This window comes from Micromonospora sp. CNZ285 (assembly GCF_004637285.1).
On sequence record NZ_SPQD01000001.1, the window covers coordinates 1,526,530 to 1,553,053 of the forward strand.

A 26,524-nucleotide genomic window follows, 5' to 3' on the forward strand; every position below is an offset into this window, starting at 1 on the left:
AGCGGGTGGCCGCGGGTACCCCGGCGTATGTGGGCTGCCGTCGACCGGGTGCGTGACGCGGGCCGGACCGGTCACCGGAGGCTGCGCACGTACTTCCTCGTGGCGGTCCAGGCGGGCCTGGCCGCCGCGTTGGCCTGGACGATCGCCCGGGAGGTGCTCGGCAACCCGGATCCGACGTTCGCGCCGGCCGCGGCGGTGAGCGTCATCGCCGCCTCGCTCGGCAACCGCACCCGGCGGACGGTGGAGCTGGTGGCCGGTGTCGTGCTCGGCATCGTCGTCGGTGACCTGCTGGTGAGTCTCCTGGGCACCGGGCCGTGGCAGACCGGTGTGATCGTGTTCCTGGCGGTCTCCGCGGCGGTGCTCGTCCGCGGCACCGGCGCGCTCGTCACCCAGGCCGGGGGTACGGCGGTCCTGGTCGCCACGCTGACCCCGGTGTCGCCCGACCTGGAGCTGCCCCGGACCGTCAACGCGCTCGTCGGCGGTGTGGTCGGCCTGCTCGTGGTGCTGCTGATCGCGCCGTTGAACCCGCTGCGCGCGGTCCGCCGCGTCGCCGACCCGGCGCTCGACACGTTCGCGTGCCAGATGACCGCGTCGGCGGAGGCGCTGGCGCGGGCCGACGTGCGCGCGGCCGACGAGGTGCTGGCCCGGATGCGCGCCGCCGAGACGGAGCTGGCCCAGATCGACGAGATGGTCACCGCCGCCGACGAGGTGGTCCGGTTCTCCCCGGTGCGCTGGCGGCGACGGCGGGCCCTGGCCGCGTACCGGCACGGCGCCGTGCACCTGGACCGGGCGTTCCGCAACAGCCGCGGCATGGTCCGCCGGGTCGGCACCACGCTGCGGGACCGGGAGCCGGTGCCGCCGCAGCTACCCGCCGCGCTCGAGCACTTCAGCGAGGCGATCCGGCTGCTGCACCGGGAGTTCCTGGCCGCCGAGGAGCCGGTCGCCGCCCGGGAGCGGGTGCTGTGCGCGGTCCGCGACGCGGGTGAGGCGTGCCGGCAGGACATCGGCTTCTCCGGCACCATCGTGGTGTCGCAGTTGCGGACCGTCGCCAACGACCTGCTGCGGGCCACTGGTGTGCCGCCGGACGAGGCCCGCCGGCTCGTCCGCCGCGCGGCCGCGGCGCGCTGAGAGGGCCGGTCACGCCTCGGTCAGGCGGGACTTCTGCACCTTGCCCATCGCGTTGCGGGGCAGTGCGCCGACGAGCCGTACCTGCCGGGGGCGCTTGTGCGCGGACAGGTGCCGCGCCACGAAGTCGATCAGCTCGGTCTCGGCCACGCCGTCGCCGACCACGTACGCGGTCACCTGCTGGCCCAGGTCGGGGTGGGGCGTGCCGACCACCGCCGCCTCCCGGACGCCCGGGTGGGCCAGGAGGGCGTCCTCCACCTCACCGGCCCCGATCCGGTAGCCGCCGCTCTTGATCAGGTCGGTGGCGGCCCGGCCGACGATCCGGTGCGCGCCGTCCGGGTCGACCGTGGCGATGTCGCCGGTGCGGAACCAGCCGTCGGCGGTGCGGGTGGCCGCGTCGGCCTCCGGCCGGTTCAGGTAGCCGTCGAACAGCGTGCCGCCGCGTACCTGCAGCTCACCCATGGCGGCGCCGTCGGCGGGCAGCGGGCCGCCGTGCTCGTCCACCACCCGCGTGTGCACGCCGGGCAGCGGCACGCCCACCGTGCCGGGCCGCCGGGGAGCGTCCGCGCGGGCGCTCACCGTGACGAGCGTCTCGGTCATCCCGTACCTCTCCAGCGGCCGGTGTCCGGTCAGTCCGGTCAGCGCCGCGAAGACCGGCTCGGGCAGCGCCGCGCTGCCGGACACGAGCAGCCGGGCGCCGCGCAGCGCCCGCGCCGCCGCGGGTTGCGCCGCGATCCGCGACCAGATCGTGGGTACGCCGAAGTACAGCGAGCCGCCGGCTGCCGCGTACCGCTCGGGGTGGGGCCGGCCGACGTGGTGCAGCCGGCTGCCGACGCGCAGCGGGCCGAGCACGCCGAGCACCAGTCCGTGCACGTGGAACAGCGGCAGGCCGTGTGCCAGCACGTCGTCCGGGGTCCAGGCCCACGCGTCGGCGAGCCCGTCCAGGCAGGCGGCGACCGCGCGGCGGGACAGCACCGCGCCCTTCGGCGCGCCGGTGGTGCCGGCGGTGTAGAGGATCAGCGCGGTGGCCGCCGGGTCCGGTTCGGGATGCGCGGTGTCCGCGCGCCGGGCCAGGTCCAGCGGTACGACAGGCGGCGAGCCGGCGTCCGGCGTGCCGGGCGGCGCGAGCAGCAGTTCCGCGCCGGAGTCGCGCAGGATGTGGTCGCGTTCCATCGGCCCGGCGTCGGGCGGCACCGGCACCACCGCCGCGCCGGCGAGCAGCCCGCCGACCACGCCGACCACCGTCTCCAGGCTGGCCGTGGCGGGCACCGCCACCCGGGTCGCGCCGCGCAGGTCGTCGGCGACGGCGGCGGCCGCGCGGCGCAGTTCCACCCAGGACAGCGACCGGTCGCCCACCCGGACCGCGCCGGGGCGTTCGTCCGTGGACCCGGCGAGCCGGCTCAGCAGCGACACGTTCACCCCTTTCCGGTATGTCCGCCCGATGTACCGCGACCGTAGCCGGGCCGGTCACCCCTGCCGGGCGTGCCGTCGGGTATGTGTCATCGTGGTCGGCGGCGAGGGAGGGATGGGCATGTCGGGTCCGTTGCGCGGGGTGCTGGTCGCCGACTTCTCCAGGATCCTCGCCGGGCCGTACGCCACGATGCTGCTGGCCGACCTCGGCGCGGACGTGGTCAAGGTGGAGGCGCCCGGCGGCGACGACACCCGCGGCTGGCGGCCCCCGGTGCGCGACGACGTCTCCACCTACTACCTCGCGGTCAACCGCAACAAGCGCTCGCTGGTGCTCGACCTGACCGACCCCGGCGACCGGACGCTGGCGCACCGGCTGGCCGACCGGGCCGACGTGCTGATCCAGAACTTCCGCCCGGGCGCGCTGCGCCGCTTCGGCCTCGACCACGACACGGTCACCGCCCGCAACGCCCGCCTGGTGTACGCCTCGATCAGCGGCTTCGGCGACGCCGGGGGCGCCGACCTGCCCGGGTACGACCTCATGGTGCAGGCCGCGGCCGGGCTGATGAGCCTCACCGGGGACGCCGACGGCCCGCCCTACAAGGCCGGGGTGGCGGTGTTCGACGTGATCGCCGGGCTGCACGCGGCGGTCGGGATCCTGGCCGCGCTGCGGCACCGGGAGGAGACCGGGCGCGGGCAGCACGTCACAGTGGACCTGCTCTCCTCGGCGCTGTCCGGGCTGGTCAACCACACCAGCGCGTATGTCGCGGGTGCGGCGGCACCGCACCGGATGGGCAACGCGCACCCGAGCATCGTGCCGTACGAGCCGCTGCCCACCGCCGACGGCGAACTGGTGGTGATCGCCGGGAACGACGGCCAGTTCCGTACCCTCTGCCGGGTGCTCGGCGTGCCGGAGCTGGCCGGCGACGCGCGGTTCCGCCGCAACGCCGACCGCACCGCGCACCGCGACGAACTGCGCCCGCTGCTGGTGGCGGCGCTGTCCCGGCGCGGCAGCGCGGAGTGGTTCGCCGAGCTGCGCGCCGCGGGCGTGCCGTGCAGCCCGATCAACTCGGTCGCCGAGGGGGTCGCGCTGGCGCAGGGGCTCGGCCTGGATCCGGTGGTGACGGCCGGCGGCGTGCCGGGCATCCGGAACCCGATCGGCCTGTCCGAGGCGCCGCCCCGCTACGAGCTGCCGCCGCCGGGCCTCGACGAGCACGGCGCGGAACTGCGCGCCTGGCTCGCCGCGGAGTGAGCCCGGCCGCCCACCGGGCGGCCCGTCAGAGCGTCTCGACCAGGCGGAAGCGTTCCAGCACGGCCGGCGTGTCGTCGTCCACCGTGAAACCGGGGTCGCCGAGCCAGCCGCGGTAGTCCTCGCCGTGCCAGAACCGCTCGTGGCCGGCCCGCCAGGCGGCGACCGTGTCGAACCCCTCGCCCTCGTCGCGCGCGTGGTCGAGATCGACGTCGCCGAGGCGGGCGACGCGCACCTCGACCAGCTCGATCACCGCCACCGGCCGGCCGTCGGAGTCGATCACCGCGAAGCGGGTGCCGACTGCGGGCAGCGGCTCACCGTCGATCTCGTAGTCCTGGACCAGACCCGTGGTGGTGGTCTTGCTCCCGTCGAGCACGGCGGCGACGAGCTGGTCGCGCAGCGGTCCCGGGAAGGCGAACTCGAAGGTGGGCAGGTCGGCGTCCATGCGCGGCAGCGTAGCCGGGCCACGCGGGACGGGCGACCGCCTTCCGCGGCGCCCGGCCACCCAGCCCGGCCACCCAGCCCGGCCACCCAGCCCGGCCACCCAGCCCGGCCACTCAGCCCGGCGGCGGCAGCGTCCGGTCGAGCCAGTCGAGCAGGACCCGCTCGTACTGCGGGCTGACGCCGTCCAGATCCTCGCGCTCCCCGAGCGTGGGGGCGTGGTCGCAACCGGCCAGCCGGGCCACCGTCAGCTCGGCGTCGCGGGCGCTCCGCCGCCACACCGCGAGGCTCTCCTCGATCGGGACCCACGCGTCCGTCTCGCCGTGACAGAGCAGCACCGGGCCGGTCAGCCGCGCCAGGACCGGCGCCGGGTCGTAGTCCATGTCGGTCCAGGTGCCGGGCGTGGCGGGCAGCTCCTCGGGCAGGGACGCCAGCGGGAACCACTGGCGCCGCGCCGCCGCGTCGATCGCCGCCTGCGCCACCGGGCGGGCCACGTCGCCGCGCAGGTAGTCCTCGACGAGCGCGCGCAGCCGGGTCAGCTCAGCCACGTCGGCCGGGCCGTACCCGTTGCGGCGCAACTGCTCGGCGGTGCCGTAGCGCATCTGCCTCGCGGGGCTCACGCCGCTGCACCCGACCAGGACCAGGAAGCCGACCGGGCAGCGGGTGGCGGTGAGCGCCGCCGCCCACGCGCCCTGGCTGAAACCCCAAAGCCCGACCGGGGCCGCCCCGACGTGCCGGCGCAGCTCGGTCACCGCGGCCGACGCGTCCTCGGCCTGGTCGGCCAGCGGCACGTCGTGCCCGTCGATCCGGGGGCGGCGGTCGTAGCGCAGCACCGCGATCCCGGCCGGAGGCAGCAGCCGGGCCAGGTGCGCGTACAGGAAGTGGGAGCGTTGCCCGGCGTGCGAGCCGTGCAGCACGACGAGGCCGCCGCGTACCGGCCCGGCCGGCAGGTCGACGACCGCCGGCAGTCCCGCCGCGCCGACCGTCGTCTCCACGCACGGCAGTGAACCACGAGCCGTCCCGGCCGGTGGTCCCGGCCGCCGTCCGGAGCGCCCGCGTGCGTACGCTGACCAGGTACGTCGCCGACCGTGGAGAACCGCCATGACCAGCCCCGCACCCCGTGCCGTCCGGGTCGCCCGCCCCGAGGACGTGGCCGCCCTCGTCGACCTGATCGAGTCGGCGTACCGGGGCGAGCGCAGCCGCCAGGGCTGGACCCACGAGGCGGACCTGCTGGCCGGGCAGCGCACCGACCCGGAGATGGTGACCGCGGCGGTCACCGGCCCGGGCGGCGTGGTGCTGGTCGCCGAGCAGGACGGCGCCCTGGTGGCCTGCTGCCAGCTCGAACGCCGCGACGACCACGTCTACTTCGGCATGTTCGCGGTGGCCCCCGGCCGGCAGGGCGGCGGCCTGGGCCGGGACCTGCTGGCCGAGGCCGAGCGATACGCGGCCGAGCAGTGGCACGCCGGCGAGATGCGGATGACAGTCATCGTCCAGCGCGACGACCTGATCGCCTGGTACGAGCGGCGCGGCTACGTGCGCACCGGTGAACTCAGCCCGTTCCCGTACGGCGACGAGCGCTTCGGCGTGCCGCTGCGACCGGACCTGGCGTTCGAGACGCTACGCAAGAAGCTCGGCTGACTCAGCCCGCCACATCCCGGCGGCCGTAGGCCCAGCCGCCCAGGGCCGCCAGGGCGAACGCCGCCGCGACCAGCACGCCCTGAGCCGTCCAGTTCGGCGCCGCGTCGGGCACGCCAGCGAGATGCGCGTACGGGGACAGCGCGCCGATCCAGGCGGGCGCGCGCACGCTCTCCGTCACCACCGTCAGCAGGAAACCACCCGCTGTGGGCAGCATGCCCAGCACGGGAACGAGCCGGGGCGCCGCGCCGACGGCGAGGGTGGCCGCCCCGGCGCCGAGCAACGCCAGCGGCAGCACGTTGAGCATGCCCGCCAGGGCGGCGGTGAGCGGCAGGCCGGCGCCGACCACCGTGGTACCCAGCCACGTCGCGAGACCGGCCGCGACCGCCAGCGCCACCGCCCCGGCGGACGCGCTGCCCACCTCGGCGGCGAGCAGCCGGACCCGGCTGACCGGACCGGACCGCAGCAGCGTGAGCCGGCCGGCGACCTCCGCGGCGACGAAGGCGTTCAACCGCGCGGTGGCGAACGCGCCGATCGGTACCGCCAGCAGCGCGAACAGCGTGGCCACGTACCCCCGGACCCGGTCGAGCCCGCCGAAGCCCGCCCGCGCGGCGAGGTCGGCGAAGGCGGGGTTCTGCTCCAGGAAGCCGGTCAGCGACGTGGCGAGCACGCCGATCAGCAGGAAGTAGGCGGCGACACCGGTGGCCCAGCCGGCGAGCGGACGCAGGGCGCGCCGCATCGCGAAGGCCGGCACCGAGTGCAGCAGGTGGCGTCGCGGTGCCCGGCCGGCCGGTGGGCGCAGCAGTCCGGCGCCCACGTCGCGCCGGGCGCACAGGGCCAGCGCCGCCCCGGTCAGCACGACGACGGCGGCCAGCGACACGAGCAGCGGCGCCCACCGGTTCTCGTGGTACGGGCGGGTGAGCGCGAGCGGACCGTACGGCGGCAGCCACCGCAGCCACGCCGCCGCCGGCCCGGAGTCGCCGGCCATCCGCGCCAGCAGGCCGGCCCCGAGCACGGCCAGGCCGCTACCGGCCGCCCCCGCCCTGGTCGGCTGGACCTGCACGACGACCGCGCCCACCGCGACCGCGAACGCCCCGGCCGAGGCGAGACCGGCCCCGTGCAGCAGCGCACCCTGCCACGGCGTGCCGGCCGCCGTCAGCGCGGCCGCGAGCAGCGAACCGGTCACCGCCGACGTCGCCGTCAGCGGCGCCAGGTGACGCCGCAGCACCGCCGCGGGTGTCAGCCGGCCGGCGAGCAGCAACCCCCACCGGCCGGCCTCCTCCTCACCCCGGGTCACCCGGACGGTCGCCAGCAGGCTCCACACGCTGACCAGCACGGCCAGCACCGTGCCGGTGCGCCACACGGTGAACCCACCGGCGGTGTCCAGGGCGACGGGCTCGCCGAACAACGTACGGATCGCCGGGTTGTGCGCCAGCGCCTCCAGGGCGGCGGCGTCCATGCCCTCGCCGACGGCGCCGGCGTAGGTGGCCACCACCAGGGCGGACATGCCGACGGTCACACCGGTCACGACGAGGGCCGGCCGCCAGATGCCGCGGGCGGCGAGCAGGCTGACCGCTGTGCCGGCCGGGCGGGTCACGACTGCTCCCCGTAGTAGTCGAGGAAGATCTCCTCCAGGCTCGGCTCGCGCACGGTCAGCGTGGTGATCTCCGCGCCGGACAGGGCGCGCAGCGCGGCGGCGGGCGGGCCGGCGAGGGTGAAGCGCAGCAGTCCCTGCCGTTCCTCGACCGCTTCGACGCCGGGCACGCCGGCCAGGCCGGGTGCGGGGCCGGTGAACCCTACCGTCACCTCGCTGCGGTGCAGCCGCCGCAACTGCGGCACCGGGGCGATGTCGACGAGCCGGCCGGCCCGCAGGATCGCCACCCGGTCGCAGACCGCCTCCACCTCGGCGAGCTGGTGCGAGCAGAGCAGCACGCTCTGCCCGTTGTCCCGCGCCTCGCCCACCGCGCGGCGGAACTGCAGCTCCATCAGCGGATCCAGCCCGCTCGTCGGCTCGTCGAGGACGAGCAGCGGCGCCCGGGTGGCGAACGCGGCGACCAGCGCGACCTTCTGCCGGTTGCCGGTCGAGTAGGTGCCGGCCGGGCGGGACGGGTCGAGCGCGAACCGCTCGACGAGGTCGGCCCGGTAGCTGGCGTCCACGCCGGGACCGGTCGCGGCGAGCAGGTCGAGGATCTCCGCGCCGGTGAGGTGCGGCCAGAGCGCCACGTCGGCGGGCACGTACGCCAGCAGCCGGTGCGCCGCCCGCACGTCAGCGGCGTCCGCCTCGAAGATCCGGGCGACACCCCGGGTGGGACGGGCGAGGCCGAGCAGCAACCGGATCGTGGTGGACTTGCCGGCGCCGTTGGGGCCGAGGAGACCGACCACCTCACCGGCTTCGACTGTCAGGTCCAGGCCGTCGAGGGCCACCAGGCGGCCGTAGTGCTTCGTCAGATCACGGGTGCGGACGGCGGGGACTCCCATGGCGCGGCTCCTGGAGACGGCGGGACAACGACCGCCGACCAGGCTTCCCGGCACACCGCGCTCACCGTACTGCCGATGTCCCGCCCCGGGGAAGCCCCGCCCGTGTCGTCATGGCCCCACCGGCCGGTCGACCAGCGCCACCAGCTTCTTCGGGGCCAGCACGCAGTAGCTCTCGGTGAGCAGCTCGGCGACCTCGGTCCAGTCCGTGTCCGCGTCCAGCCGCAGGCCGACCACGTCGGCGGCCCAGTCCGGCTTGAAGAAGTGCGGCCCGGCCGCGAGCAGCCCGGCGATCTCGTCGCCGGGGGAGCGGAACGTCATCACGCAGACCGGCTCGTCGGTCGCCGCGGCCCGCGCGTACGCCGCCTGGTGGCCCGGGTCGACGGTGAGCACGTGGGCGAACGTGCGGCCGCGGATCCGCCACCGCACACCCACCCAGGCCGCTTCCTCGTAGGTCTCCGGCAGGCCGAGACAGACCGGCCGCAGGCGGTCGAGGTGCTCGGGTGGGACGTCTCCGGGGCCGGTCATGCGCGCAGGCTAGCCGCAGCCCCCGACATTCCGGCCGCACCGGCGTGGCGACCCCGCCACAGCGCGTCCGACCAGGAAATGTCGTAGCCGGGGAGTACGACAGCGATGAGTTTCGGTGAGCCGCACGGTCATTGCCGGGAGAACCCCCTCGGACGAGAGGACGAGACATGAGCGGCATACGAGTACTTGTCGGCACGCGCAAGGGCGCGTTCATCCTGACCTCGGACGGCAAGCGTGACGACTGGACCGTCGACGGACCACATTTCGGCGGCTGGGAGATCTACCACCTGACAGGTTCACCCGTCGAACCGGACCGGCTGTACGCGTCCCAGTCCGGCGGCTGGTTCGGGCAGCTGATCCAGCGCTCGGACGACGGCGGCCGGACGTGGACGACGGCCGGCAACGACTTCGCCTACAGCGGCGAGGTCGGGCAGCACCTCTGGTTCGACGGCACCCCACGGCCGTGGGAGTTCAAGCGGATCTGGCACCTGGAGCCGTCCCGCCACGACCCCGACACGGTGTACGCGGGCGGCGAGGACGCCGCCCTCTACCTGACCACCGACGGCGGCCAGAAGTGGTCCGAGCTGACCGCCCTGCGGCAGCACCCGACCGGCCCGTCCTGGCAGCCCGGCGCGGGCGGGATGTGCCTGCACACGATCCTGCTCGACCCGGCCGACCGGGACCGGATCTACGTGGCGATCTCGGCGGCGGGCGCGTTCCGCAGCGACGACGGCGGCGCGAGCTGGCTGCCGATCAACAAGGGGCTGCGCTCGGGCGAGATCCCGGACACCGACTCCGAGGTCGGGCACTGCGTGCACCGTCTCGCGCAGCACCCGTCCCGGCCGGACACGCTGTTCATGCAGAAGCACTGGGACGTCATGCGCACCGACGACGCGGGCGCGAACTGGCGGGAGGTCAGCGGCGACCTGCCGACGGACTTCGGCTTCCCGATCGCGGTGCACGCGCACGAACCGGAGACGGTCTACGTGGTGCCGATCACCAGCGACTCGCTGCACTACCCGCCGGAGGGCAAGCTGCGCGTCTACCGCAGCCGTACCGGCGGCGAGCACTGGGAGCCGCTGACCGAAGGGCTGCCGCAGTCGCACTGCTACGTCAACGTGCTGCGCGACGCGATGGCCGTGGACACGCTCGACCCCTGCGGCGTCTACTTCGGCACCACCGGCGGTCAGGTCTACCACTCGGCCGACGGCGGCGACACCTGGGCGCCGATCGTGCGGGACCTGCCGGCCGTGCTCTCGGTCGAGGTCCAGGTGCTGCCGTGATCCGGGTGGTGCTGCCGGCGCACCTGAAGAACCTGGCGCACGTCGCCGGCGAGGTACGCGTCGAGGTGGCCGGGCCGCCCACCCAGCGGGAGGTGCTCGACGCGTTGGAGACCGCGTACCCGATGCTGCTCGGCACGATCCGCGACCGGCACAGCGGGCAGCGCCGGCCGTTCGTCCGCTTCTACGCCTGCGAACTGGACCTCTCCAACGAGTCCCCGGACGCGCCGCTGCCGGAGGAGGTGGTCGCCGGCAAGGAGCCGTTCATCGTGCTCGGCGCGATGGCCGGCGGCTGAGCGGCGCGACCGGCGGTCGCACGACCGATCGGCGGTTGCGCGGCACGATCGGGAACCGCGCCCGTCACCGCCACGTCTGACCCGCATGACAGGTCACGGACCCCGGACGCTTGGATGGACGATGGCCGCCGCGCTGGCTCTCGCCGGCTGCACCGCGTCACCCCCGGCCGCCGATCCGCCGCCCGGCGGCCCGCCGTCCGCCGGGCAGGTCGTGCCGGCCGGCGGGCTGCGGCTGGTGGCGTTCGACGGCTGCGACGAGGCGCTGCGGCAGCTCCGTACGGCCGCGAAGGCGGCGGTCGGGCCGTGGGGTTTCGGGCCGGACGTACGCCTGCAGTTCAGCGCGGAACGGGCGGCGGTCGGCGGCAACGTTCCCAAGGACGCGAGCGCGGCGTCCGCGCCGGTCTACTCCGGCACCAACGTGCACGAGGCCGGTGTGGACGAACCGGACCTGGTCAAGACCGACGGGCGGCGGATCGTCACGGTCACCCGGGGCGTGCTGTCGGTGGTCGATCCGGCGAGCCGCCGCGTGACCGGCCGGCTGGCGCTCGATCCCGACGCCGAGCGGTTCGCCGGCGACGAGGGGAGCTTGCTGCTGCACGGTGACCGGGCGCTCGTGCTGCTGCACGCGGGCCGGGTCGTCAAGGGCCCCGTACCGGACGGGCAGACCCGCCCGGGCCGGACCCCGCAGGCCCGGCTGGTCCTGCTGGACCTCGCCGGAGCGCCCCGTGTGGTCGGGGAGTACCGGATCGACGGCCTCCTGGTCGACGCCCGGCAGTCCGGCGCGACCGCCCGTGTGGTGATCCGGTCGGCGCCCCGGCTCGACTTCCCCTATCAGTCCGACCGTAAGACGGACGCCCAGCGGATCGCCGCCAACCGGGCGATCATCGACAAGGCCGCGCTCGACGACTGGCTGCCCCGCTACGAGATCCGCGACGGTGTGCGGACCGTCGGCACCGGACGGGTGGGCTGCGACCGGGTCAGCCGGCCGGCCGGCTTCTCCGGCGCCTCGATGGTCACGGTGCTCAGCTTCGACCTGGGCGCGTCCGCGCTCGGCGCCGGTGACCCGGTCACCGTGGTCGCCGACGGCGAGACCGTCTACAGCAACGGCCCGCGCCTCTACGTCGCCAACGACCAGCGCTGGCGGACGTGGCGTGGCGGGCCGTCCGGGGCACGTGACGCCGGCACCGAGATCTACCAGTTCGACACCGAGGGGGCCACGCCACGCTTCGTCGCCGCCGGGTCGGTGCCCGGCTGGCTGATCGACCAGTACGCGCTGTCCGAGTGGGACGGTCACCTGCGGGTCGCCACCACCACGGGCGAGACGTGGGGGCGGGAGAGGTCCTCCCAGTCCGGCGTCTACGTGCTGCGCGCCGACGGGGCCACGCTGAAGCGGGTCGGCGCGGTCACCGGCCTCGGCAAGGGCGAGCGGATCTTCGCGGTGCGGTTCGTCGGTGGCACCGGATACGTGGTCACGTTCCGGCAGACCGACCCGCTGTACGGCGTGGACCTGCGCGACCCGGCCGCGCCCCGGGTCACCGGCGAGCTGAAGATCAACGGGTACTCGGCGTACCTGCACCCGGCCGGCGACGGCCGCCTGATCGGGGTCGGCCAGGACGCGACCGACAGGGGACGGGTGACCGGCACCCAGGTGTCGCTGTTCGACGTCGCCGACCCGGCCCGGCCGGCGCGCATCGCCCAGCACCACATCCCCGGCGGCTGGTCCGAGGTGGAGCACGACCCGCACGCGTTCCTGTACTGGGAGCCTGAGCGCCTGGTGGTGCTCCCGGTGCAGCAACCGGGCGTGGTCACCGACCGCGCCGACGGCGCCAGGCGCGCGCCGTCCGGCGGCGTGCTGGCGCTGCGCGTCGGCGACAAGGGCTTCACGGTGGCCGGCGCCGTCGACCACCCGGGCGCCCTGGCCGACGGTCGCGAGTGGGCACCGATCCGCCGCTCGCTGATGATCGACGGCGTGCTCTGGACGGTCTCCGACGCCGGTCTCAAGGCGACCGCCCTGGCCGGCATGACCACCCTGGCCTGGGTGCCGCTGACCTGACGACGACGGAGGAAACCCGTTGCGGCGGCGGGCGCCGTTGCGGACGATCGGGCCGTGCGCATCCGGCTGCGGCGACTGTGGATCGACGGGCGCGCCTTCACCTGGCGGGCGGAGATCCGCGAGGTACGGGGCGACACGGACTGCCACCGCTGCGTCCGGCTCCGGATCTGGGGCGGCGGGAAGACGGGCCAGGCGCTCCAGGCGGATCTGCTGTCGACCACCTGGGGGACGCGCTGGTCGCCCTGTGCCGTCGACGACGCCTACCCGGCCTCGGCCGACGTACGCGCCGTCGTCGAGTACGCCCTGCGGCACGGATGGCAGCCCGATCGGCGCGGCGGCACGTACCGGCTCGCCGAGCGGGAGCACGCGGACCGGTTCCGGTTGCCCGGATTCCTGCTCACCGACCGGCTGCGCGGACCGGAGGGCGGTGACCCGACGCGGCGCGTCGTGCCGGCGTGGGCCGCCGCGGACAGCGACTGACCGGACCTCGCCGCGCGCGACGAGGTCCGGCACGTCACTGTTCCAGCGCCGCCTCGGCCGCCGCGACCTGCGGCCCCACCCGCAGCGCGTACGCGACGACGCCGCCGAGGAGGAACGTCGTGGCGGTGACGGCGGCGATCCGGTTGCCCGGCTCCTGCGCCATCCACAGCGCCACCTGCCGCCACTCCGGCCCGCCCGGCGCGGCCAGGAACGCTCCCAGCGCCGCCCACGCGGTCGGCACCTGCCAGGCGGCCCGGGCACCGGCCAGCGCGGCCCCGAGTCCGACCAGCCCGGTCAGCCCGGCCGTGTCGCGGGCCAGCACGGACAGCGGCCCGAAGTCGGCGCCGAGCAGGCGGGCGGCGGCCAGCAGCCCGACCACCACCGTGCCGTACCCGAGCAGGTGCCCGGCCCGGCGCGGCGCCCACTGCCACGCGGCGGTCTTCTCCAGCGCCGGGTCGGTGCCGGCGAGCGTCGGCCCGAGCGGCGCCACCGCCATCGCGGTGGTGAGCACGGCGAGCCCGGCCGGCACCTCGGGCCGGTCGCTGAAGGCGGACCAGGAGACGGTCATCACCGCGACGGCGACTGCCGATCCGGCCAGGGCGGCGGGTATCCGGCGGGACCGCACGTACAGCGGCAGCCAGCGGGTCACGGCGCGGCCCGTCCGGTGAGCGCCGGCATCAGGTCCGGCTCGCAGCGCGCTGCCGCGTCCCGCAGCGCGGTGACCCGTCGCAGCTGCTCCGGCTCGGGCAGCGTGCGCAACTGCCGCACCCCGTTCCGGATCTCCGGCTGCTGCGTGTCGGTGTGCCGGTACCCGGTCCAGGAGTCCCACAGCCGTACCGTCTCGGTGTCCAGCAGCCAGGCCGCGGCGATCGCCGGAGCGATGTCGTCGCCGCTGCGCCCGCAGCCGTACCACGTGGTGCCGCCGCCCAGCGCGATGCGCTCGGCCACGTCCGCGGCCCGGCCGGTGTCCGGGTCGACCTCCAGGAGGAACTGCACGGTGCCCGCTGCCGGCTTGGGCCGGTGCCACTGCTCGCTGTCGTTGCTGCCGATGGTGTCCAGCCGCAGTTCCACCGCGCGGGTCGGCGCGTCCGGCAGCTTCGCCAGCGCGCGCAGCCCTCGGCGGGCCTCGGGAGTGATCTGCGGCAGCAGGTGCGCGTTGACGGCGGTGACGCACACCTGCGGCGTGCCGTCGGCGCAGACGTAGCGGCGTGCCTCCGGATCGAGCTGCCAGATGCCGGCGGGGCCCGGCACGCCGATCAGGAGGAGGCCCGCGACGCCACCGGCGAGGCTCGCCGCCGCGCCGGCCCGGACCGGCCACGACCTGCCCGCCGCCAGCAGCAGGCCGGCGAGGACAAGCCCGGCCCCCAGCGTGAGGCGGCTGAGCAGCAGCCGGTCGGACAGCGTCTCCCACGGGGTGTCCGGCGGCCAGGAGATCATCAGGGACGCGTTCGTCAGCCGGCTGTCCGACCCGCCGAGCATGGCGGTGCCCTCCTGCGCGACCAGGCCGGCGGCGGCCAGCAGCGGCGGCAGCAGCGGTGAGGACCACAGCCGGCCTACCGCCACGCCGACCCAGGCCGCGCCCACCAGCACCAGCACGTCGATCAGGGGCCCGGCGAGTCCGCGTACGCCGAGGTAGGCGCCGCCGGAGGCGACCACCGCCGCGCTGGCGGCGAGCACGAGCAGGTGCGCGGCCGCGACGGCGACGCCGAGCGCTGTCATCGCTGGTAGCGTGCGCTGCCAGCGGGGCCGGCCGGTGCTGTTCATCAGTTCCTCGGCGCGGGTGCGCCGGTCCCGGCGGCCCAGCACCGCGCCACCGGCGAGCGCGAGCGGCATCAGGAAGAACACGTCGGAGGCGTGCACGTAGCCCAGCCGCAGCCACTGCCCCTGCCAGAAGCTGTACATGCTCGCCGTGCCGAGGGCGCCGATGGCCAGCAGCAGCACCGCCACGGCCGGCGCGTTGGAGCGGCGCAGTTCGATGCGTACCTGTCGGATCATCAGGCGCTCCGGTGCCGCTTGAGGAGGTACGAGTAGCCGCGCTCGGCGGCGCTGTCGCCGACGCCGCCGGTCTCGCCGTGGCGGACCAGGTCGGCGGGCAGGCCCTGGAACACGCGGGTGCCCTGGTCCATCAGGATGACGTCGGAGCAGGCCGCCACCACGTCCTCCACCAGGTGGGTGGAGACCAGCACGCAGGCGTCCGCGCCGAGTTCGCGGATCAGCTCACGGAACTCGACCCGCTGTTCCGGGTCCAGGCCGACAGTCGGTTCGTCGAGCAGCAGCAGGTCCGGTTCGTTCACGATCGCCTGGGCGATGCCGGCCCGGCGCAGCATGCCGCCGGACAGCGACTTGAGCTTGGCGTCGGCCCGGTCGGTGAGGCGTACCCGGTCGATGGCCCGCTGGGCGGCGCCCGGCACCGCCGAGGCGGGCATCTCCCGCAGCCAGGCCACGTACTCGACGTACTCCCGCACGGTGAACCGGGGGTAGTAGCCGAACTGCTGCGGCAGGTAGCCGAGCCGGCGGCGCACCGGCCGCAGCTCACGGGACGCGGTGGCGTCCGCGCCGAGCAGCCGCAGCACGCCGGCGTGCGGCTTGACCACAGTGGCGAGCGCCCGCATCAGGGTGCTCTTGCCGGCGCCGTTCGGGCCGAGCAGCCCGTGCACGCCGGCGCCGAGCGTCAGGCCCAGGTTGTCGACGGCCAGGTGCCGCCCGGCCTTCACCGACAGTCCCACCGCCTCGATCCGCCAGGCGTGCCGGGTCGGCGCCACCTCGTCGGCGCTCACTGCGCGTACCAATGTCGTCTCCTTCTCGGGGGCAGGGTCGGTCGCGGCGCCGGGCGGGCGCCGTGTCGTGGTGGTGCGGGTCGCGGCGTCAGCGCCAGCCGGCGGGCCGCCGCAGGTGTTCGGCGCGCAGCGCGGTCAGCAGAGTGAGCACGACGGCGGCCGCCGCCCAGGCGGGCATGGTGGCGGGCCGGAGCAGGGCGTCGGTCGCGGCGGCGGCGCGGGCCGCGTCGGCGGCGCCGGTGAACGACACGACCGCGACCGCGGTGAGCCAGCCGCCGCCGAGGACGGCGGCGGCCACCGGCACGCCGACGCGGCTGCCGAGCAGCAGCGTCGCGGCGGTGAACGTCAGGCAGGGCAGCAGCCACAGCGCGGGGTTGCGGCCGACCGCCAGCCCGGCCGCCGCGAGCACCGGCGCGACCAGGAGCAGAACCGCGAGGGTACGGCGAAGCAGCAGTTCCAGCCCGGCGCGGGCGGTGCCGGCGACCACCTCCCAGTTCGGGTTGGCGCGGCGGGACCAGGCCACCGCGAGCCCTGCGAGCGGCGCCACCGGCGCGAGCAGCAGCACCGCCGAGGGCTGCTCCGGGTAGTTGCGGTCCAGCAGCACCGCGGCGAGGATCGCCGTGCACGTCATGGCCGCCCAGGCCAGCAGCGACCAGTCGGTCCAGCGCAGCCACCACCGTCGCAGCGGGCGCCGGCGCACCGGCTGCGGCCCGGTGCGGGCCTGTTCCAGGATCGCCTCCCGGGCGTCGCCGAGCAGCGCCCGCAGTGGCGGGGCGGCCAGCTCGCCGAGCCGGTCGCGGCACTCGGCGCAGCCCTCCAGGTGCACCTCGATCGTCCAGGTGGTGGCGTCGTCGGGGCTGCCCGCCGCGTACGCGGCCAGTGCCGGCGGGGGAACGTGAGCGGTCATGCCAGTGCCTCCCGTAGCGCGTTGCGGGCACGCCGCGCCCGGCTCTTCACGGTGCCCTCCGGCACCCCCAGCAGGACGGAGGTCTCCCGGACGGTCAGTCCGTCCAGGACCATCGCGGCGAGCACCGCCCGCAGTTCCGGGGCCAGCGCGTCCAGCGCGGCGCCCACCTCCGAGCCGAACGACCCGGCGAGCGCCTCGTCCTCGGCGGCCGGCGCGCTGCGGACCGGAAGGACGTCGGTCGGCACCTCCTGCATCCGGGCGCGGCGGCGCAGCGCGTCGACCAGGCGCCGGGCCGCGATGGTCCAGATCCAGCCGGCGGCCGAGCCACCCGGCGCGTCCGCGCCGTCGGAGCGCCGCAGCCCGCTGAACGAGCCGGCGGCCCGCCACACCGTGAGGTACGTGTCCTGGAGGACCTCGGCCACGATGCCGTCGTCGGCGCACCGCCGCCGCAGCCGGATCGCGAGCCACGGCGACGTACGCCGGTACAGCTCGTCGAACGCGTCTAGGTCGGCGCGCGCGACCCGCCGCAGCAGCCGCTCCTCGTCCTGTTGGCTTCCTCCCACGCCTAGATGGTCGTGCACGGCACCTCCGACGGATCACGGCGCGGCGTGACCTGGGTCACACCGAGCCGTGAGGGAGGTCCGTCACTCCGCCGCGGCGAACGGTCCCTTCGGGCCGAACGCCAGCGCGGCGAACCGCTCGCCGATGCGGCGGTCGGCGGCCGGGTCGGGGTGCAGCTCGTCGGGCAGCGGCAGTTCGGCGTAGTCGGCCTCGCCGTACAGCTCCAGCCCGTCGAGGTAGTGCAGGTTCGGGTCCGTCCCGGCCCGGGACGCCACGATCCGGGCCAGCTCGGCGCGGATGACGCGCAGCGTGAGCCGGCCGGTGGCCCGCTCGGCGGGGTCGCCGGTGGCCCGGAACCGCACCCGGCCGTCGACGAGGTCGACCGCACCGGGGCCGGGTGTGTCCTCCTGGGCCGGGCACAGGATCGACGACACGACCAGCAGCGGGGTCTGCGGGTGCCCCTCCCGGATGGTGTCCAGGAAGCCGTGCACGGCGGGGCCGAACGCGCGCAGCCGCATCAGGTCGCTGTTCACCACGTTGATGCCGATCTTGACGCTGATCAGGTCGGCCGGGGTGTCGCGCATCGCGCGGGCGGTGAACGGGTCGAGCAGGGCGCTGCCGCTGAACCCCAGGTTGACCAGCTCCACGCCGGCGAGCGTGGCGGCCACCGCCGGCCAGGTGCCGGTGGGGCTCTCCGCGTCCGAGCCGTGGCTGATCGAGCTGCCGTGATGCAGCCACACCCGGCGGCCGCCCGTGTCGGCCGGCTCGACCGGCGCGTCGGTGCGCAGCGCCACCAGCTCGGTGATCTCCCGCTGTGGCAGCCAGATCACCACCTCCTTGTCGGTGGCGGGCAGGTCGGCGAAGCGCACCGTGGCGACCGGACCCGGCTCGACGCCGGCCGCGCCGGTGGCCAGGTCGACGGTGAGCACCTTGCCGCCGTCGGCGGTGGCGTGACCGGCGAGGTGTCCGTCGACGACCAGGTCGTAGCGGCCGTCGGGACGCGGCCCGGAGCCGCGGTAGACCATCTTCGTCGGCAGTACGTCCAGCTCGACGGTGGTGGCGCGGGTCCGGAACACCAGCCGTACGCCGGACGGCATCGCCTCGGCCATCGTCAGCTGCGGGTCGGTGTTCTGCGCCCGGGCCCACGCGGGCAGCCGGTGCGGCAGCACCCCGTCCGCTGTCTGCTCCAGGTCGAGCGCGCCGCGCAGCAGGTCGGTGGTGACCGGGGTGGTGAGGTGCGGGGATGGCATGATCCCGATCCTGCCCCCGGATCCGGCGGAGCGGCCACCTGATTTATCCGACAGGCCGGACTCGTGACGCTGGGTCAGTCGGTGAGCACGCGCTCCTCGTACCGGGCGATCATGGTGGCGAGGACGAGGTCCGGGTCGGTGGCCCACACCTCGGCGTTGAAGATCTCCACCTCGACGTCACCGATGTAGCCGGCGGCCTCCACCGCGCGGCGCAGCGGCGGGAAGTCGATGTGCCCGTCGCCCATCATGCCGCGCCCGAGCAGCACGTCGGCCGGCAGCGGGGTGAGGAAGTCGCAGACCTGGAAGCTCGCGATCCGTGCCCCGGCGCGGGCGATCTGCCGCCACACGTCCGGATCCCACCAGACGTGGAACGTGTCCACCACGACGCCGACCTGCTCGGCCGGGAACGCCTCGGCCAGGTCGAGCGCCTGCCCGAGTGTGGACAGCACCGCCCGGTCGGCGCAGTACATCGGGTGCAGCGGCTCCAGCGCGAGACGTACCCCGCGCGCGCCGGCGTACGGCGCCAGCTCGGCCAGCGCGTCGGCGACCCGCTGCCGCGCGCCCGCCAGGTCGCGGGAGCCGGGCGGCAGGCCGCCGACGACGAGCACCAGGCAGGCGGCACGCAGCTCGGCTGCTTCGTCGATCGCGCGCCGGTTGTCGGCGAGCGCCGTGGCCCGTCCGGCCTCGTCGGCGGCGGTGAGGAACCCGCCCCGGCACAGCGACGACACCCGCAGCCCGGCGTCCGTGACGAGCCGCGCCGCGGCCGGTACGCCGATCTCGGCCACCGGCTCGCGCCACAGCCCGATCGCCGGGATGCCGGCGCGCACGCAGCCGTCGACCGCCTCGGCCACCGACCAGCGCTGCGTGGTGCGCTGGTTGAGCGACAGCCGCGCCAGCCGGGCATCGGCGGTCATCCGGCCACGCCCGCGACGTCGAGGTACGCGCGCATCCGCCGCGCCGCCAGCTCCGGGTCGCCCAGCAGTCCGGCGGCGTCGGCCAGCCGGAACGCCTCGACCAGGTGCGGTACGCCGCGCCCGCCGTGCAGGCCGCCGACCATGGTGAAGCCCGGCTGCCGTCCGTTGAGCCAGGACAGGAACGCGATGCCGGTCTTGTAGTACGGCGTGGGCGGGGCGAACAGGTGCCGGGACAGCGGCACCGTCGGGTCGAGGATCGCCCGGAAGCCGGCCCGGTCGTCCGCGTCGAGCCGTCCCAGCGCGGCCGACGCGGCCGGGGCGATCGCGGCGAACGCGCCGAGCAGCGCGTGGCTGAACCGCTTCCCGTCGCCCTCGATCAGCTCCGGGTAGTGGTAGTCGTCGCCGGTGTAGACCCGCACGGCCGGCGGCAGCAGTTCCCGCAGCCGCACCTCCCGGCCGGCGTCGAGCAGCGACACCTTCACGCCGTCGACCGCATCGGCGTGGGCGTGCACCAGCGCGGCGAACGTCGCGGTGGCCTCGTCCAGGTCGGTCGAACCCCAGTAGCCGGACAGCGCCGGGTCGAACATGTCGCCGAGCCAGTGCAGCACCACCGGCGCGCCGGCCTCCCGCAGCACCCGCTCGTAGACGCGCAGGTAGTCGTCCGGGCCGGTGGCGAGCGCGGCGAGGTGCCGGCTGGCCATCAGCACCGGCGTGGCACCGCACTCCTGGACCACGGCGACCTGCTCGGCGTACGCGGCGACCACCTCGTCGAGCGTGCCCGGCGTGCCGGTGAGCTGGTCGGTGCCGGCCCCGGCGACGATGCGCCCGCCGTAGGCGGCGGCCTCGGCGGCGCTGCGCCGGATCAGCTCACGCGTGGCCGCCCAGTCCAGCCCCATCCCGCGCTGCGCGGTGTCCATCGCCTCGGCCACACCGAGACCCCACGACCACAGGTCACGCCGCACCGCGAGCGTCGCGTCCCAGTCCAGCCGCGCCGGGCTGCCGGGGGAGTTGTCGGCGTACGGGTCGGCGACGACGTGCGCGGCCGCGTACGCGATCCGGCCGGCCGGCGGCGCGGACGGCCGGTGCCAGACGGGCGGTTCCCGCAGCGTCAGCTTCTCGGTGCCGCCGTCCGGAGCCGGCAGCGTGACGCGTGCGCTCACCGGGGGATCTCCTCGATCGTCACCCGCCGCCCCTCGCGGGCCGAGCGCAGCCCGGCCTCGGCCAGTTGCACGCCGCGCGCACCGGCGAGGAAGTCCCACGGGAACGGCTCGTCGTCGACGACGTGGCGCAGGAACGCCTCCCACTGCACCTTGAACGCGTTGTCGTGCTCGCCGTTGTCCGGCACGGTCTGCCACTGCGCGCGGAACGGCTCGGTGACCGGCAGGTCCGGGTTCCACACCGGCATCGGGGTGGCGCCCCGGTGCTGGATGCGGCAGTCGCGCAGCCCGGCGACAGCGCTGCCGTGCGTGCCGTCGACCTGGAACTCGACCAGTTCGTCCCGGTGCACCCGGACCGCCCAGGAGGAGTTGACCTGCGCGACGATGCCGCCGGCCAGCTCGAAGATGCCGTACGCGGCGTCGTCGGCGGTGGCCCGGTAACGGGCGCCGGTCTCGTCGACGCGCTCCGGGATGTGCGTGGCGGTGACAGCGGTGACGGCGGTGACCGGGGCGATGATCTGCTCCAGCACGTAGTGCCAGTGCGGGAACATGTCCAGCGTGATGCCGCCGCCGTCCTCGGCGCGGTAGTTCCAGCTCGGACGCTGCGCGGCCTGCCAGTCGCCCTCGAACACCCAGTAGCCGAACTCGCCGCGCACGGACAGGATCCGGCCGAAGAAGCCGCCGTCCACGAGCCGTTTGAGTTTGCGCAGGCCGGGCAGGAACAGCTTGTCCTGTACGACGCCGTTGCGGACGCCCTTGGCGGCGGCGAGCCGGGCCAGCTCCAGCGAGGCGAGGAACCCCTCGGCGAGCGGCTTCTCGGTGTAGACGTGCTTGCCGGCCTCGATCGCGGCCCGGATCGCCTTCTCCCGCGCGGTGGTCACCTGCGCGTCGAAGTAGATCCGGTGGGCGTCGTCGGCGAGCGCCGCGTCCAGGTCCGTCGTGTACGACGACAGCCCGTGCCGGGCGGCGATGGCGGCGAGCCGGTTCTCGTCGCGGCCGACGAGGGTCAGCTCGGGCCAGATGCGGCTGCCGTCGCGGGCCGGCACGCCGCCCTGGTCCCGAATGGCGAGCAGGGACCGGACGAGGTGCTGCCGGTAGCCCATCCGGCCGGTGACGCCGTTGAGGATGATGCCGACGGACGTGCGTTCCACTGGGCCTCCCCGCAGGTGAATGCGCTTTCAGTAAGCGCTTTCAGGGTGCTACCGTAGCCACGCCGGAACACCGGGTCAAGACGTTCCGCAGGGAGACGCATCGATGTCGCACGTGACGCTGGAAGACGTGGCCAGAGCGGCCGACGTCTCCCTGGCCACCGCCTCCCGGGCCCTCAACGGCAGGCGCGTCACCCCGCACCTGCACGACCGCGTCCTGGCCGCCGCCGCGCGCCTCGCGTACACGCCGAACGCCCACGCCCGCGCGCTGGCCGGCGCGTCCCGCCGCAGCGTCGGCGTGGTCTGCCACGACGTCACCGACCCCTACTTCGCCGCCGTCGCCGGCGGCGTCATGCGCGTCGCCGCCGACAACGACCTGCTGGTCATGCTCGCCAGCACCTTCCGCGACCCGGAACGCGAGATCGCGTACGTGTCGATGCTGCGCGCCGAACGGGCCCCGGCGATCCTGCTCATCGGCTCAGGCTTCGAGGATCCCCGCTGGGAGCGGGCCATGGCCGCCGAGCTGGCGCCCTACCTCGACGGCGGTGGCCGGGTCGCGGTGGTCAGCCGGCACCGCACCCTCAAGGTCGACAGCGTGCTGCCGGAGAACCGGGCGGGCGCCGCCGAGCTGGCGCGCACGCTGCTGGGCCTGGGGCACCGCCGCTTCGCGGTGCTGTCCGGCCCGCCCGAGCTGACCACAGTCGCCGACCGGCTCGGCGGGTTCCGCGACGAGCTTGCCGCCGCCGGCGTGGCGCTCGACCCGGGCGCGGTGGCCGAGGCGGCGTTCACCCGCGACGGCGGCTACCGGGCGATGACCGAGCTGCTCGACCGCGGGCTCGACGCCACCTGCGTGTTCGCGTGCACCGACGTGATGGCCGTCGGCGCGTACGCGGCGCTGCGCGACCGCGGGCTGTCCGTGCCCGGGGACGTCTCGGTCGCCGGCTTCGACGACATCCCTGTCGTGCGCGACCTCACCCCGCCGCTGACGACAGTGGCGCTGCCGCTGCACCGGCTCGGCGAGGAGGCGATGAAGCTGGCCCTGACCGAGAACGCCGGTCGCCGCCGCCGGATCGTGCGGCTGCCCGGCGAGGTGGTGCTGCGGGCCAGCACCGCGCCTGTGGCCTGAGCCCGGCCGGCAGGGTGCCGTCATGATCGAGGACGCGCCGTGCCGCTGACGAACCCCTGGCTGACCGGTCCGACGCCGACGAGGACGCTGGACCGGGACCGCCTGGAGGAACGCATCCTCAACCTGCTGTCGTCGCAGAACATGTGCGTGCTCGCCACGGCCGGTCCGGACGGGCCGCTGGCCACGCCGGTGCGCTACTACCCGCTCGACTTCACGCTGATGTTCACCGCCGCGCCGCGCTCACCGAAGATGCGCAACATCGCCGCCGACCCGCGGGTGTCCGTCGGCGTCTTCGCGCCGCTGGTCGGCCTGGCCAGCAGCCGCGGGGCGCAGGTGTTCGGCACCGCCCGGGTGCTCGGCCCGGAGCACCCGGACCGGGCCCGCCACTGGGCCGCGTTCCGCTGGGAGAACGAGCACGCCGAGCGGGGCCGGTCGCTGTCCGAGCCGCCCGAGGACCCGCTCGTCGTGATCGAGGCCGACCGGATCGTCTACACCGAACACTGGCTGCGCCGCGAGGGCTACGCCCCACGCCAGCACTGGCGTCGCTGACGCCGCTCGCCGTCCTTGCGGTGGTGTCGCGGCGGGCGTCGCCCGCGGCCCGCCACCTGTGGCCGAGGCGCGCTACGGACCGGCGGGGGAGCGGGTGGCGCGGAGCAGATTCCCGGCCAGCCGCAGGTCCCCGCCGCCGACCTGGGCGAGCACGTGGATCGGCTCGACAGTGACCTGCGTCCAGAGCGGCTCGGGAAAGGCCGCGCGCAGGGCGTCGGCGCCCAGGCCCCAGCCCTCGCCCGCGTCCGGCGACACCGCCAGCACAAACACCGCGCCGCCGGGCGTGGTCAGGCGCGGCAGCAGCGCCAGGTAGTCGCGTACCGCAGCGCCGCGCCGATCGAGCGAGTGCAGCAGGCCGGAGTCGAACACCGAGTCGTACGGCACCGGTGGCACCGGGATCGCCGTCGCGTCGCACACCTCGAAGCGCACCGGCAGACCCGCCGCTGACGCCTTGGCCCGGGCCTGCTCGATCGCCACCGGTGAGATGTCGACGCCTGTCACGTCGTGTCCGCGGCGGGCCAGCGCGAGCGCCAGCTCACCGGTGCCGCAGCCGACGTCGAGCACGCGCGGGCCGCGTACCCCGGTGTCGAGGACGGCGGCGAGCGCCGGCTGCGGGCCGCCGATCTCCCAGGGCGGACGCTCGGCGTCGCGATAGAGGCGGTCGTAGTGGACGTCGTCCGGCTCGTCGGTCATCGCGTACCCCCTCGGTCGGCGCGGCCACCCCCGAGCGTGTCACGTCCGGCGGCGATCGGTGCCCCGCCGGGGTCAGAACCGCAGGCGGCGCAGGTAGCGGTAGCCGACGGCGGCGGTCTGCTGCGGCGTCACATCCGGGGTGTCGTTCTCCACGATGTACTCCATCACCTGGTGCCCCCGGAAGATCCGCGCGAAGTCGATCATCCCGGTGCCCAGGTCGGCCATGTCGCCGGTGGCCGGGTCGCGGTCCTTGACGTGGTACTGCAACACCCGCTGCGGCGCCGAGCGGATCACGTCGAGCGTGAAGCCCTCCGGGTCGTCGACGCCCTCGCCGGAGTTGATGCCGCCGGTGACCGCCCAGTAGATGTCGATCTCCAGGTGCACCAGGCGCGGGTCGAGTTCCTCGGTCAGTACGTCCCACGGCCGCCGGCCGTTGCCGAAGTCGATGGTGAACTCGTGCGCGTGGTTGTGGTAGCCGTAGCGCAGGCCGGCCTTGCGCGCGGCGGCGGCCTCGACGTTCATCTGCTCCGCCCAGCGCTTCCAGTCGTCCTCGCGGTCGGAGTTCAGGTACGGCACCACCATGAACCGCTGGCCCAGCGTCCGGGCGTTCGCGATCTTCTGTTCCAGCGCGGCGGCGTCGGCGGCGATGCCGTCGTGGCTGGAGCTGGCCTTGACGCCGATGCCGTCCAGGAAGCGGCGCAGCTCCCGCGCGGTACGGCCGAAGTAGCCGAGCGCCAGCTCGACCCGGGGGTAGCCGATGCGGGCCAGGTGCGTCAGCGTCGCGTCGTAGCCGGGCGAACTGTTGAGCGCGTCACGGACCGTCCAGAGCTGGAGGCTGATCAGCTCCTTCGGCACCGGGCGCCGGCCGTGGTGGTGCCCGCCGCCGGCCTGGGCGGCAGTAGCGCCGAGCCCGGTGGCGAGCCCGATCCCGGCGAGCGCCGCCAGGGAGCCGCGCAGCAGGTCGCGCCGGTCCAGCGACTGCCGCAGCGCGGCCTGTCCGTCGAATCCGTAGCACATGGTCGCACTCCTTCGTCGCCTGTGTGCCGACGCTACAAAAGCCATGTCGATATGTCTATGTCTTTCGGTGCTCTGAGTCGAACTTTCGACCGGCGCGGCGGAAAGCCGAGACTGCGCGTTGCCGGTGCCGCGTGGCAGGCTCGGGGCGTGGCCGCATACGACGTCGCTCTCGTCCTGCTCGTCGACCCGTCCGGCGCGATCCTCATGCAGCACCGCGACGGCAACACCTCGGTGTCGCCGTACCAGTGGAGCCTGCCCGGCGGCAGCATCGAGCCCGGCGAGACACCGGAGCAGGCCGCCCGCCGCGAGCTACGCGAGGAGACCGGTCTGACCGCCGGTGAGCTGCACCTGCTGTGGAGCGGCCCCCGCCCGCACGAGGACGGCTTCGCGCACACCGTCACCGTGTACGTCTTCCGCGGCACCACCGACGCCCGGCAGGAGGACGTGGTGCTCGGCGAGGGACAGGCGATGGTCTTCGTACCCCGTGACGAGGTGCTCGACCGCGACCTCGCGGTGAGCGCCGCCAAGGTGCTGCCGCTGCACCTCGCGGAGACCGCCTAGCTGTAGCGCCCGGTCAGCGCCCCGGCGAGTACGCCGGCGAACCGGGGGAGCAGCTCGTCGTCGGGCAGATGATCCGGGTTGATCTCGGTGACCGACAACCCGGCGAAGCGCGGGCTCGCCACCAGCTCCGCCAGCGTCGCCGCCGCCTCGCCCAGGCTGAGCCCGAACGGCTCCGGCACGTCCGCCAGCGGCGCGTCCACGAAACTCAGCACGTCCACGTCGAAGTGCACCACGAACCGGTCGGCCGCGCCCTCGGCCACCGACCGGGCCCGGCGCGCCGCCGCCCGCGCGTCGGCGTGCACCTCGTCGGCCGGCACGTACGCCAGCCCCAGCTCCGCCACCAGCTCCCGCTCGTGGTCACCCCGGGGCAGCGAGTCCCCGTACACCACCACGCGCTCCGGCGACAGCAGCGGCACCGCCGGCCCGACACCCGCCACCTCGGGCAGCGTCCCCGGCAGGCCGAGCATGTGCGCCAATCCCATCGCGTCCAGGTTGCCGTTCGCGCGGGTCTCCGGCGTGTAGAGATCCGGCCCGCCGTCCACGTACACCAGCGCGGGCGACAGCCCGGCCCGCGCGCAACCGGCGACCAGGCCGACGGTGACCGTGCAGTCGCCGCCGAGCACCAGCGGCGCGCGCCCCCGGCCCAGCGCCGCCGCGACCCGGTCGGCCGCCGCCGAGGCGACGGCGGCCACCGCGCCCGCGTTCTGACCCCTCGGGTACGCCGGATCCGGCCGCCACCGGAAGCCCGGCACGTCGCCGGCGTCCTCGACGTCGGCGCCCAGCAGATCGAGCAGGCCGGCGGCGCGCAGGGCGGCGGGTGCGCGCTCGATGCCAGGGGTGTGGGCGCCGGCGCTCGACGGCGCTCCGACGACCGTCCACTGACGATGATCCATCG

28 protein-coding genes are annotated in these 26,524 nt (G+C 75.2%); 10 read left to right on the top strand and 18 right to left on the bottom strand.

All coding sequences use genetic code 11. The annotated features are described in order from the left end of the window. Positions 1–48: 48 nt before the first annotated feature. Positions 49–1,128: an FUSC family protein gene (locus CLT75_RS06915; RefSeq protein ID WP_486485078.1), complete on the top strand. Its 1,080-nt coding sequence runs from the start codon at positions 49–51 to the stop codon at positions 1,126–1,128. A gap of 9 nt (positions 1,129–1,137) precedes the next feature. On the opposite strand, the gene CLT75_RS06920 is transcribed toward CLT75_RS06915, so the two are convergent. Next, on the bottom strand, positions 1,138–2,538 hold the full coding sequence (locus CLT75_RS06920) for an acyl-CoA synthetase (RefSeq protein WP_135240017.1): 1,401 nt from the start codon (positions 2,536–2,538) through the stop codon (positions 1,138–1,140). Positions 2,539–2,656: 118 nt separating this feature from the next. On the opposite strand from CLT75_RS06920, the gene CLT75_RS06925 reads away from it, so the two are divergent. Continuing rightward, positions 2,657–3,784 carry a CoA transferase gene (locus CLT75_RS06925; protein ID WP_135240018.1) on the top strand — a complete coding sequence of 376 codons (1,128 nt, stop codon included), beginning with the start codon at positions 2,657–2,659 and terminating at the stop codon, positions 3,782–3,784. 25 nt (positions 3,785–3,809) lie between these two features. On the opposite strand, the gene CLT75_RS06930 is transcribed toward CLT75_RS06925, so the two are convergent. Next, entirely contained in the window at positions 3,810–4,226 is a 417-nt protein-coding gene (locus tag CLT75_RS06930; protein ID WP_135240019.1) for an ASCH domain-containing protein, read from the bottom strand. 112 nt (positions 4,227–4,338) lie between these two features. Beyond that, positions 4,339–5,217 (bottom strand): alpha/beta fold hydrolase, encoded by an 879-nt coding sequence (locus CLT75_RS06935; RefSeq protein ID WP_135240020.1) that lies wholly within the window; start codon positions 5,215–5,217, stop codon positions 4,339–4,341. Between the two features lie 106 nt (positions 5,218–5,323). Between CLT75_RS06935 and CLT75_RS06940 the strand changes: the two genes are divergently transcribed. Continuing rightward, positions 5,324–5,860, top strand: a complete 537-nt coding sequence (locus tag CLT75_RS06940) for a GNAT family N-acetyltransferase (protein ID WP_135240021.1) — start codon at positions 5,324–5,326, stop codon at positions 5,858–5,860. A gap of 1 nt (position 5,861) precedes the next feature. On the opposite strand, the gene CLT75_RS06945 is transcribed toward CLT75_RS06940, so the two are convergent. The 3 genes from CLT75_RS06945 to CLT75_RS06955 form a co-directional block, all read right to left on the bottom strand. Continuing rightward, positions 5,862–7,454: an ABC-2 transporter permease gene (locus tag CLT75_RS06945; RefSeq protein ID WP_209310282.1), complete on the bottom strand. Its 1,593-nt coding sequence runs from the start codon at positions 7,452–7,454 to the stop codon at positions 5,862–5,864. After that, a complete protein-coding gene (locus CLT75_RS06950) occupies positions 7,451–8,335 on the bottom strand; it encodes an ABC transporter ATP-binding protein (protein WP_135240022.1) in 885 nt (294 codons plus the stop codon). Before CLT75_RS06950 ends, CLT75_RS06945 begins: the two co-directional genes overlap by 4 nt. A gap of 108 nt (positions 8,336–8,443) precedes the next feature. Next, entirely contained in the window at positions 8,444–8,860 is a 417-nt protein-coding gene (locus CLT75_RS06955; RefSeq protein WP_135240023.1) for an MmcQ/YjbR family DNA-binding protein, read from the bottom strand. Positions 8,861–9,027: 167 nt separating this feature from the next. Between CLT75_RS06955 and CLT75_RS06960 the strand changes: the two genes are divergently transcribed. The 4 genes from CLT75_RS06960 to CLT75_RS06975 all read left to right on the top strand — a co-directional run bounded on the left by CLT75_RS06960 (position 9,028) and on the right by CLT75_RS06975 (position 12,969). Beyond that, a complete protein-coding gene (locus CLT75_RS06960) occupies positions 9,028–10,143 on the top strand; it encodes an exo-alpha-sialidase (RefSeq protein WP_135240024.1) in 1,116 nt (371 codons plus the stop codon). Beyond that, a complete protein-coding gene (locus tag CLT75_RS06965) occupies positions 10,140–10,436 on the top strand; it encodes a MoaD/ThiS family protein (protein WP_135240025.1) in 297 nt (98 codons plus the stop codon). Before CLT75_RS06960 ends, CLT75_RS06965 begins: the two co-directional genes overlap by 4 nt. 121 nt (positions 10,437–10,557) lie before the next feature. Continuing rightward, positions 10,558–12,489, top strand: a complete 1,932-nt coding sequence (locus CLT75_RS06970) for a beta-propeller domain-containing protein (RefSeq protein ID WP_135240026.1) — start codon at positions 10,558–10,560, stop codon at positions 12,487–12,489. A 54-nt stretch (positions 12,490–12,543) separates the two neighbouring features. Beyond that, positions 12,544–12,969 (top strand): integrase, encoded by a 426-nt coding sequence (locus CLT75_RS06975; protein WP_135240027.1) that lies wholly within the window; start codon positions 12,544–12,546, stop codon positions 12,967–12,969. Positions 12,970–13,003: 34 nt separating this feature from the next. Here CLT75_RS06975 and CLT75_RS06980 read toward each other — a convergent pair whose 3' ends face one another. The 9 genes from CLT75_RS06980 to CLT75_RS07020 form a co-directional block, all read right to left on the bottom strand. Next, positions 13,004–13,618, bottom strand: coding sequence for a hypothetical protein (locus CLT75_RS06980; RefSeq protein ID WP_135240028.1), 615 nt, complete (start codon positions 13,616–13,618; stop codon positions 13,004–13,006). Then, positions 13,615–14,964, bottom strand: coding sequence for a hypothetical protein (locus tag CLT75_RS06985; RefSeq protein WP_135240029.1), 1,350 nt, complete (start codon positions 14,962–14,964; stop codon positions 13,615–13,617). Before CLT75_RS06985 ends, CLT75_RS06980 begins: the two co-directional genes overlap by 4 nt. Next, positions 14,964–15,758 carry an ABC transporter ATP-binding protein gene (locus CLT75_RS06990; protein ID WP_135240030.1) on the bottom strand — a complete coding sequence of 265 codons (795 nt, stop codon included), beginning with the start codon at positions 15,756–15,758 and terminating at the stop codon, positions 14,964–14,966. The genes CLT75_RS06985 and CLT75_RS06990 overlap by 1 nt, the downstream gene beginning before the upstream one ends. 76 nt (positions 15,759–15,834) lie before the next feature. Beyond that, entirely contained in the window at positions 15,835–16,653 is an 819-nt protein-coding gene (locus CLT75_RS06995; RefSeq protein ID WP_135240031.1) for a zf-HC2 domain-containing protein, read from the bottom strand. After that, a complete protein-coding gene (locus CLT75_RS07000; protein ID WP_135240032.1) occupies positions 16,650–17,234 on the bottom strand; it encodes an RNA polymerase sigma factor in 585 nt (194 codons plus the stop codon). Before CLT75_RS07000 ends, CLT75_RS06995 begins: the two co-directional genes overlap by 4 nt. Positions 17,235–17,297: 63 nt before the next feature. Next, positions 17,298–18,464, bottom strand: coding sequence for an SGNH/GDSL hydrolase family protein (locus CLT75_RS07005; protein ID WP_135240033.1), 1,167 nt, complete (start codon positions 18,462–18,464; stop codon positions 17,298–17,300). Between the two features lie 74 nt (positions 18,465–18,538). Then, a complete protein-coding gene (locus CLT75_RS07010) occupies positions 18,539–19,378 on the bottom strand; it encodes a sugar phosphate isomerase/epimerase family protein (RefSeq protein ID WP_135240034.1) in 840 nt (279 codons plus the stop codon). Further along, entirely contained in the window at positions 19,375–20,538 is a 1,164-nt protein-coding gene (locus tag CLT75_RS07015; RefSeq protein ID WP_135240035.1) for a dihydrodipicolinate synthase family protein, read from the bottom strand. Before CLT75_RS07015 ends, CLT75_RS07010 begins: the two co-directional genes overlap by 4 nt. Beyond that, complete coding sequence (locus CLT75_RS07020; protein WP_135240036.1) at positions 20,535–21,686, bottom strand: Gfo/Idh/MocA family protein; 1,152 nt, start codon at positions 21,684–21,686, stop codon at positions 20,535–20,537. The genes CLT75_RS07015 and CLT75_RS07020 overlap by 4 nt, the downstream gene beginning before the upstream one ends. Before the next feature lie 103 nt (positions 21,687–21,789). Between CLT75_RS07020 and CLT75_RS07025 the strand changes: the two genes are divergently transcribed. Beyond that, complete coding sequence (locus CLT75_RS07025; RefSeq protein ID WP_135240037.1) at positions 21,790–22,809, top strand: LacI family DNA-binding transcriptional regulator; 1,020 nt, start codon at positions 21,790–21,792, stop codon at positions 22,807–22,809. A gap of 39 nt (positions 22,810–22,848) precedes the next feature. Further along, positions 22,849–23,358: a pyridoxamine 5'-phosphate oxidase family protein gene (locus CLT75_RS07030; protein WP_135240038.1), complete on the top strand. Its 510-nt coding sequence runs from the start codon at positions 22,849–22,851 to the stop codon at positions 23,356–23,358. Between the two features lie 72 nt (positions 23,359–23,430). On the opposite strand, the gene CLT75_RS07035 is transcribed toward CLT75_RS07030, so the two are convergent. Further along, a complete protein-coding gene (locus tag CLT75_RS07035; RefSeq protein ID WP_135240039.1) occupies positions 23,431–24,051 on the bottom strand; it encodes a class I SAM-dependent methyltransferase in 621 nt (206 codons plus the stop codon). A 72-nt stretch (positions 24,052–24,123) separates the two neighbouring features. After that, positions 24,124–25,068, bottom strand: coding sequence for a sugar phosphate isomerase/epimerase family protein (locus CLT75_RS07040; RefSeq protein ID WP_135240040.1), 945 nt, complete (start codon positions 25,066–25,068; stop codon positions 24,124–24,126). A 147-nt stretch (positions 25,069–25,215) separates the two neighbouring features. Between CLT75_RS07040 and CLT75_RS07045 the strand changes: the two genes are divergently transcribed. Continuing rightward, positions 25,216–25,629: an NUDIX domain-containing protein gene (locus tag CLT75_RS07045; protein ID WP_135240041.1), complete on the top strand. Its 414-nt coding sequence runs from the start codon at positions 25,216–25,218 to the stop codon at positions 25,627–25,629. Here CLT75_RS07045 and CLT75_RS07050 read toward each other — a convergent pair. After that, positions 25,626–26,522: an arginase family protein gene (locus CLT75_RS07050; protein ID WP_135240042.1), complete on the bottom strand. Its 897-nt coding sequence runs from the start codon at positions 26,520–26,522 to the stop codon at positions 25,626–25,628. The two genes, CLT75_RS07045 and CLT75_RS07050, sit on opposite strands and share 4 nt — an antisense overlap. Positions 26,523–26,524: the final 2 nt, after the last annotated feature.

Excerpts from the sequence above, each read along its gene's own strand:
- CLT75_RS06925 (WP_135240018.1), top strand. The coding sequence starts at position 2,657 with ATGTCGGGTCCGTTGCGCGGGGTGCTGGTCGCCGACTTCTCCAGGATC.
- CLT75_RS06930 (WP_135240019.1), bottom strand. The coding sequence starts at position 4,226 with ATGGACGCCGACCTGCCCACCTTCGAGTTCGCCTTCCCGGGACCGCTG.
- CLT75_RS06940 (WP_135240021.1), top strand. The coding sequence starts at position 5,324 with ATGACCAGCCCCGCACCCCGTGCCGTCCGGGTCGCCCGCCCCGAGGAC.
- CLT75_RS06950 (WP_135240022.1), bottom strand. The coding sequence starts at position 8,335 with ATGGGAGTCCCCGCCGTCCGCACCCGTGATCTGACGAAGCACTACGGC.
- CLT75_RS06955 (WP_135240023.1), bottom strand. The coding sequence starts at position 8,860 with ATGACCGGCCCCGGAGACGTCCCACCCGAGCACCTCGACCGCCTGCGG.
- CLT75_RS06960 (WP_135240024.1), top strand. The coding sequence starts at position 9,028 with ATGAGCGGCATACGAGTACTTGTCGGCACGCGCAAGGGCGCGTTCATC.
- CLT75_RS06970 (WP_135240026.1), top strand. The coding sequence starts at position 10,558 with ATGGCCGCCGCGCTGGCTCTCGCCGGCTGCACCGCGTCACCCCCGGCC.
- CLT75_RS06985 (WP_135240029.1), bottom strand. The coding sequence starts at position 14,964 with ATGATCCGACAGGTACGCATCGAACTGCGCCGCTCCAACGCGCCGGCC.
- CLT75_RS06995 (WP_135240031.1), bottom strand. The coding sequence starts at position 16,653 with ATGACCGCTCACGTTCCCCCGCCGGCACTGGCCGCGTACGCGGCGGGC.
- CLT75_RS07005 (WP_135240033.1), bottom strand. The coding sequence starts at position 18,464 with ATGCCATCCCCGCACCTCACCACCCCGGTCACCACCGACCTGCTGCGC.
- CLT75_RS07010 (WP_135240034.1), bottom strand. The coding sequence starts at position 19,378 with ATGACCGCCGATGCCCGGCTGGCGCGGCTGTCGCTCAACCAGCGCACC.
- CLT75_RS07025 (WP_135240037.1), top strand. The coding sequence starts at position 21,790 with ATGTCGCACGTGACGCTGGAAGACGTGGCCAGAGCGGCCGACGTCTCC.
- CLT75_RS07035 (WP_135240039.1), bottom strand. The coding sequence starts at position 24,051 with ATGACCGACGAGCCGGACGACGTCCACTACGACCGCCTCTATCGCGAC.
- CLT75_RS07040 (WP_135240040.1), bottom strand. The coding sequence starts at position 25,068 with ATGTGCTACGGATTCGACGGACAGGCCGCGCTGCGGCAGTCGCTGGAC.
- CLT75_RS07050 (WP_135240042.1), bottom strand. The coding sequence starts at position 26,522 with ATGGATCATCGTCAGTGGACGGTCGTCGGAGCGCCGTCGAGCGCCGGC.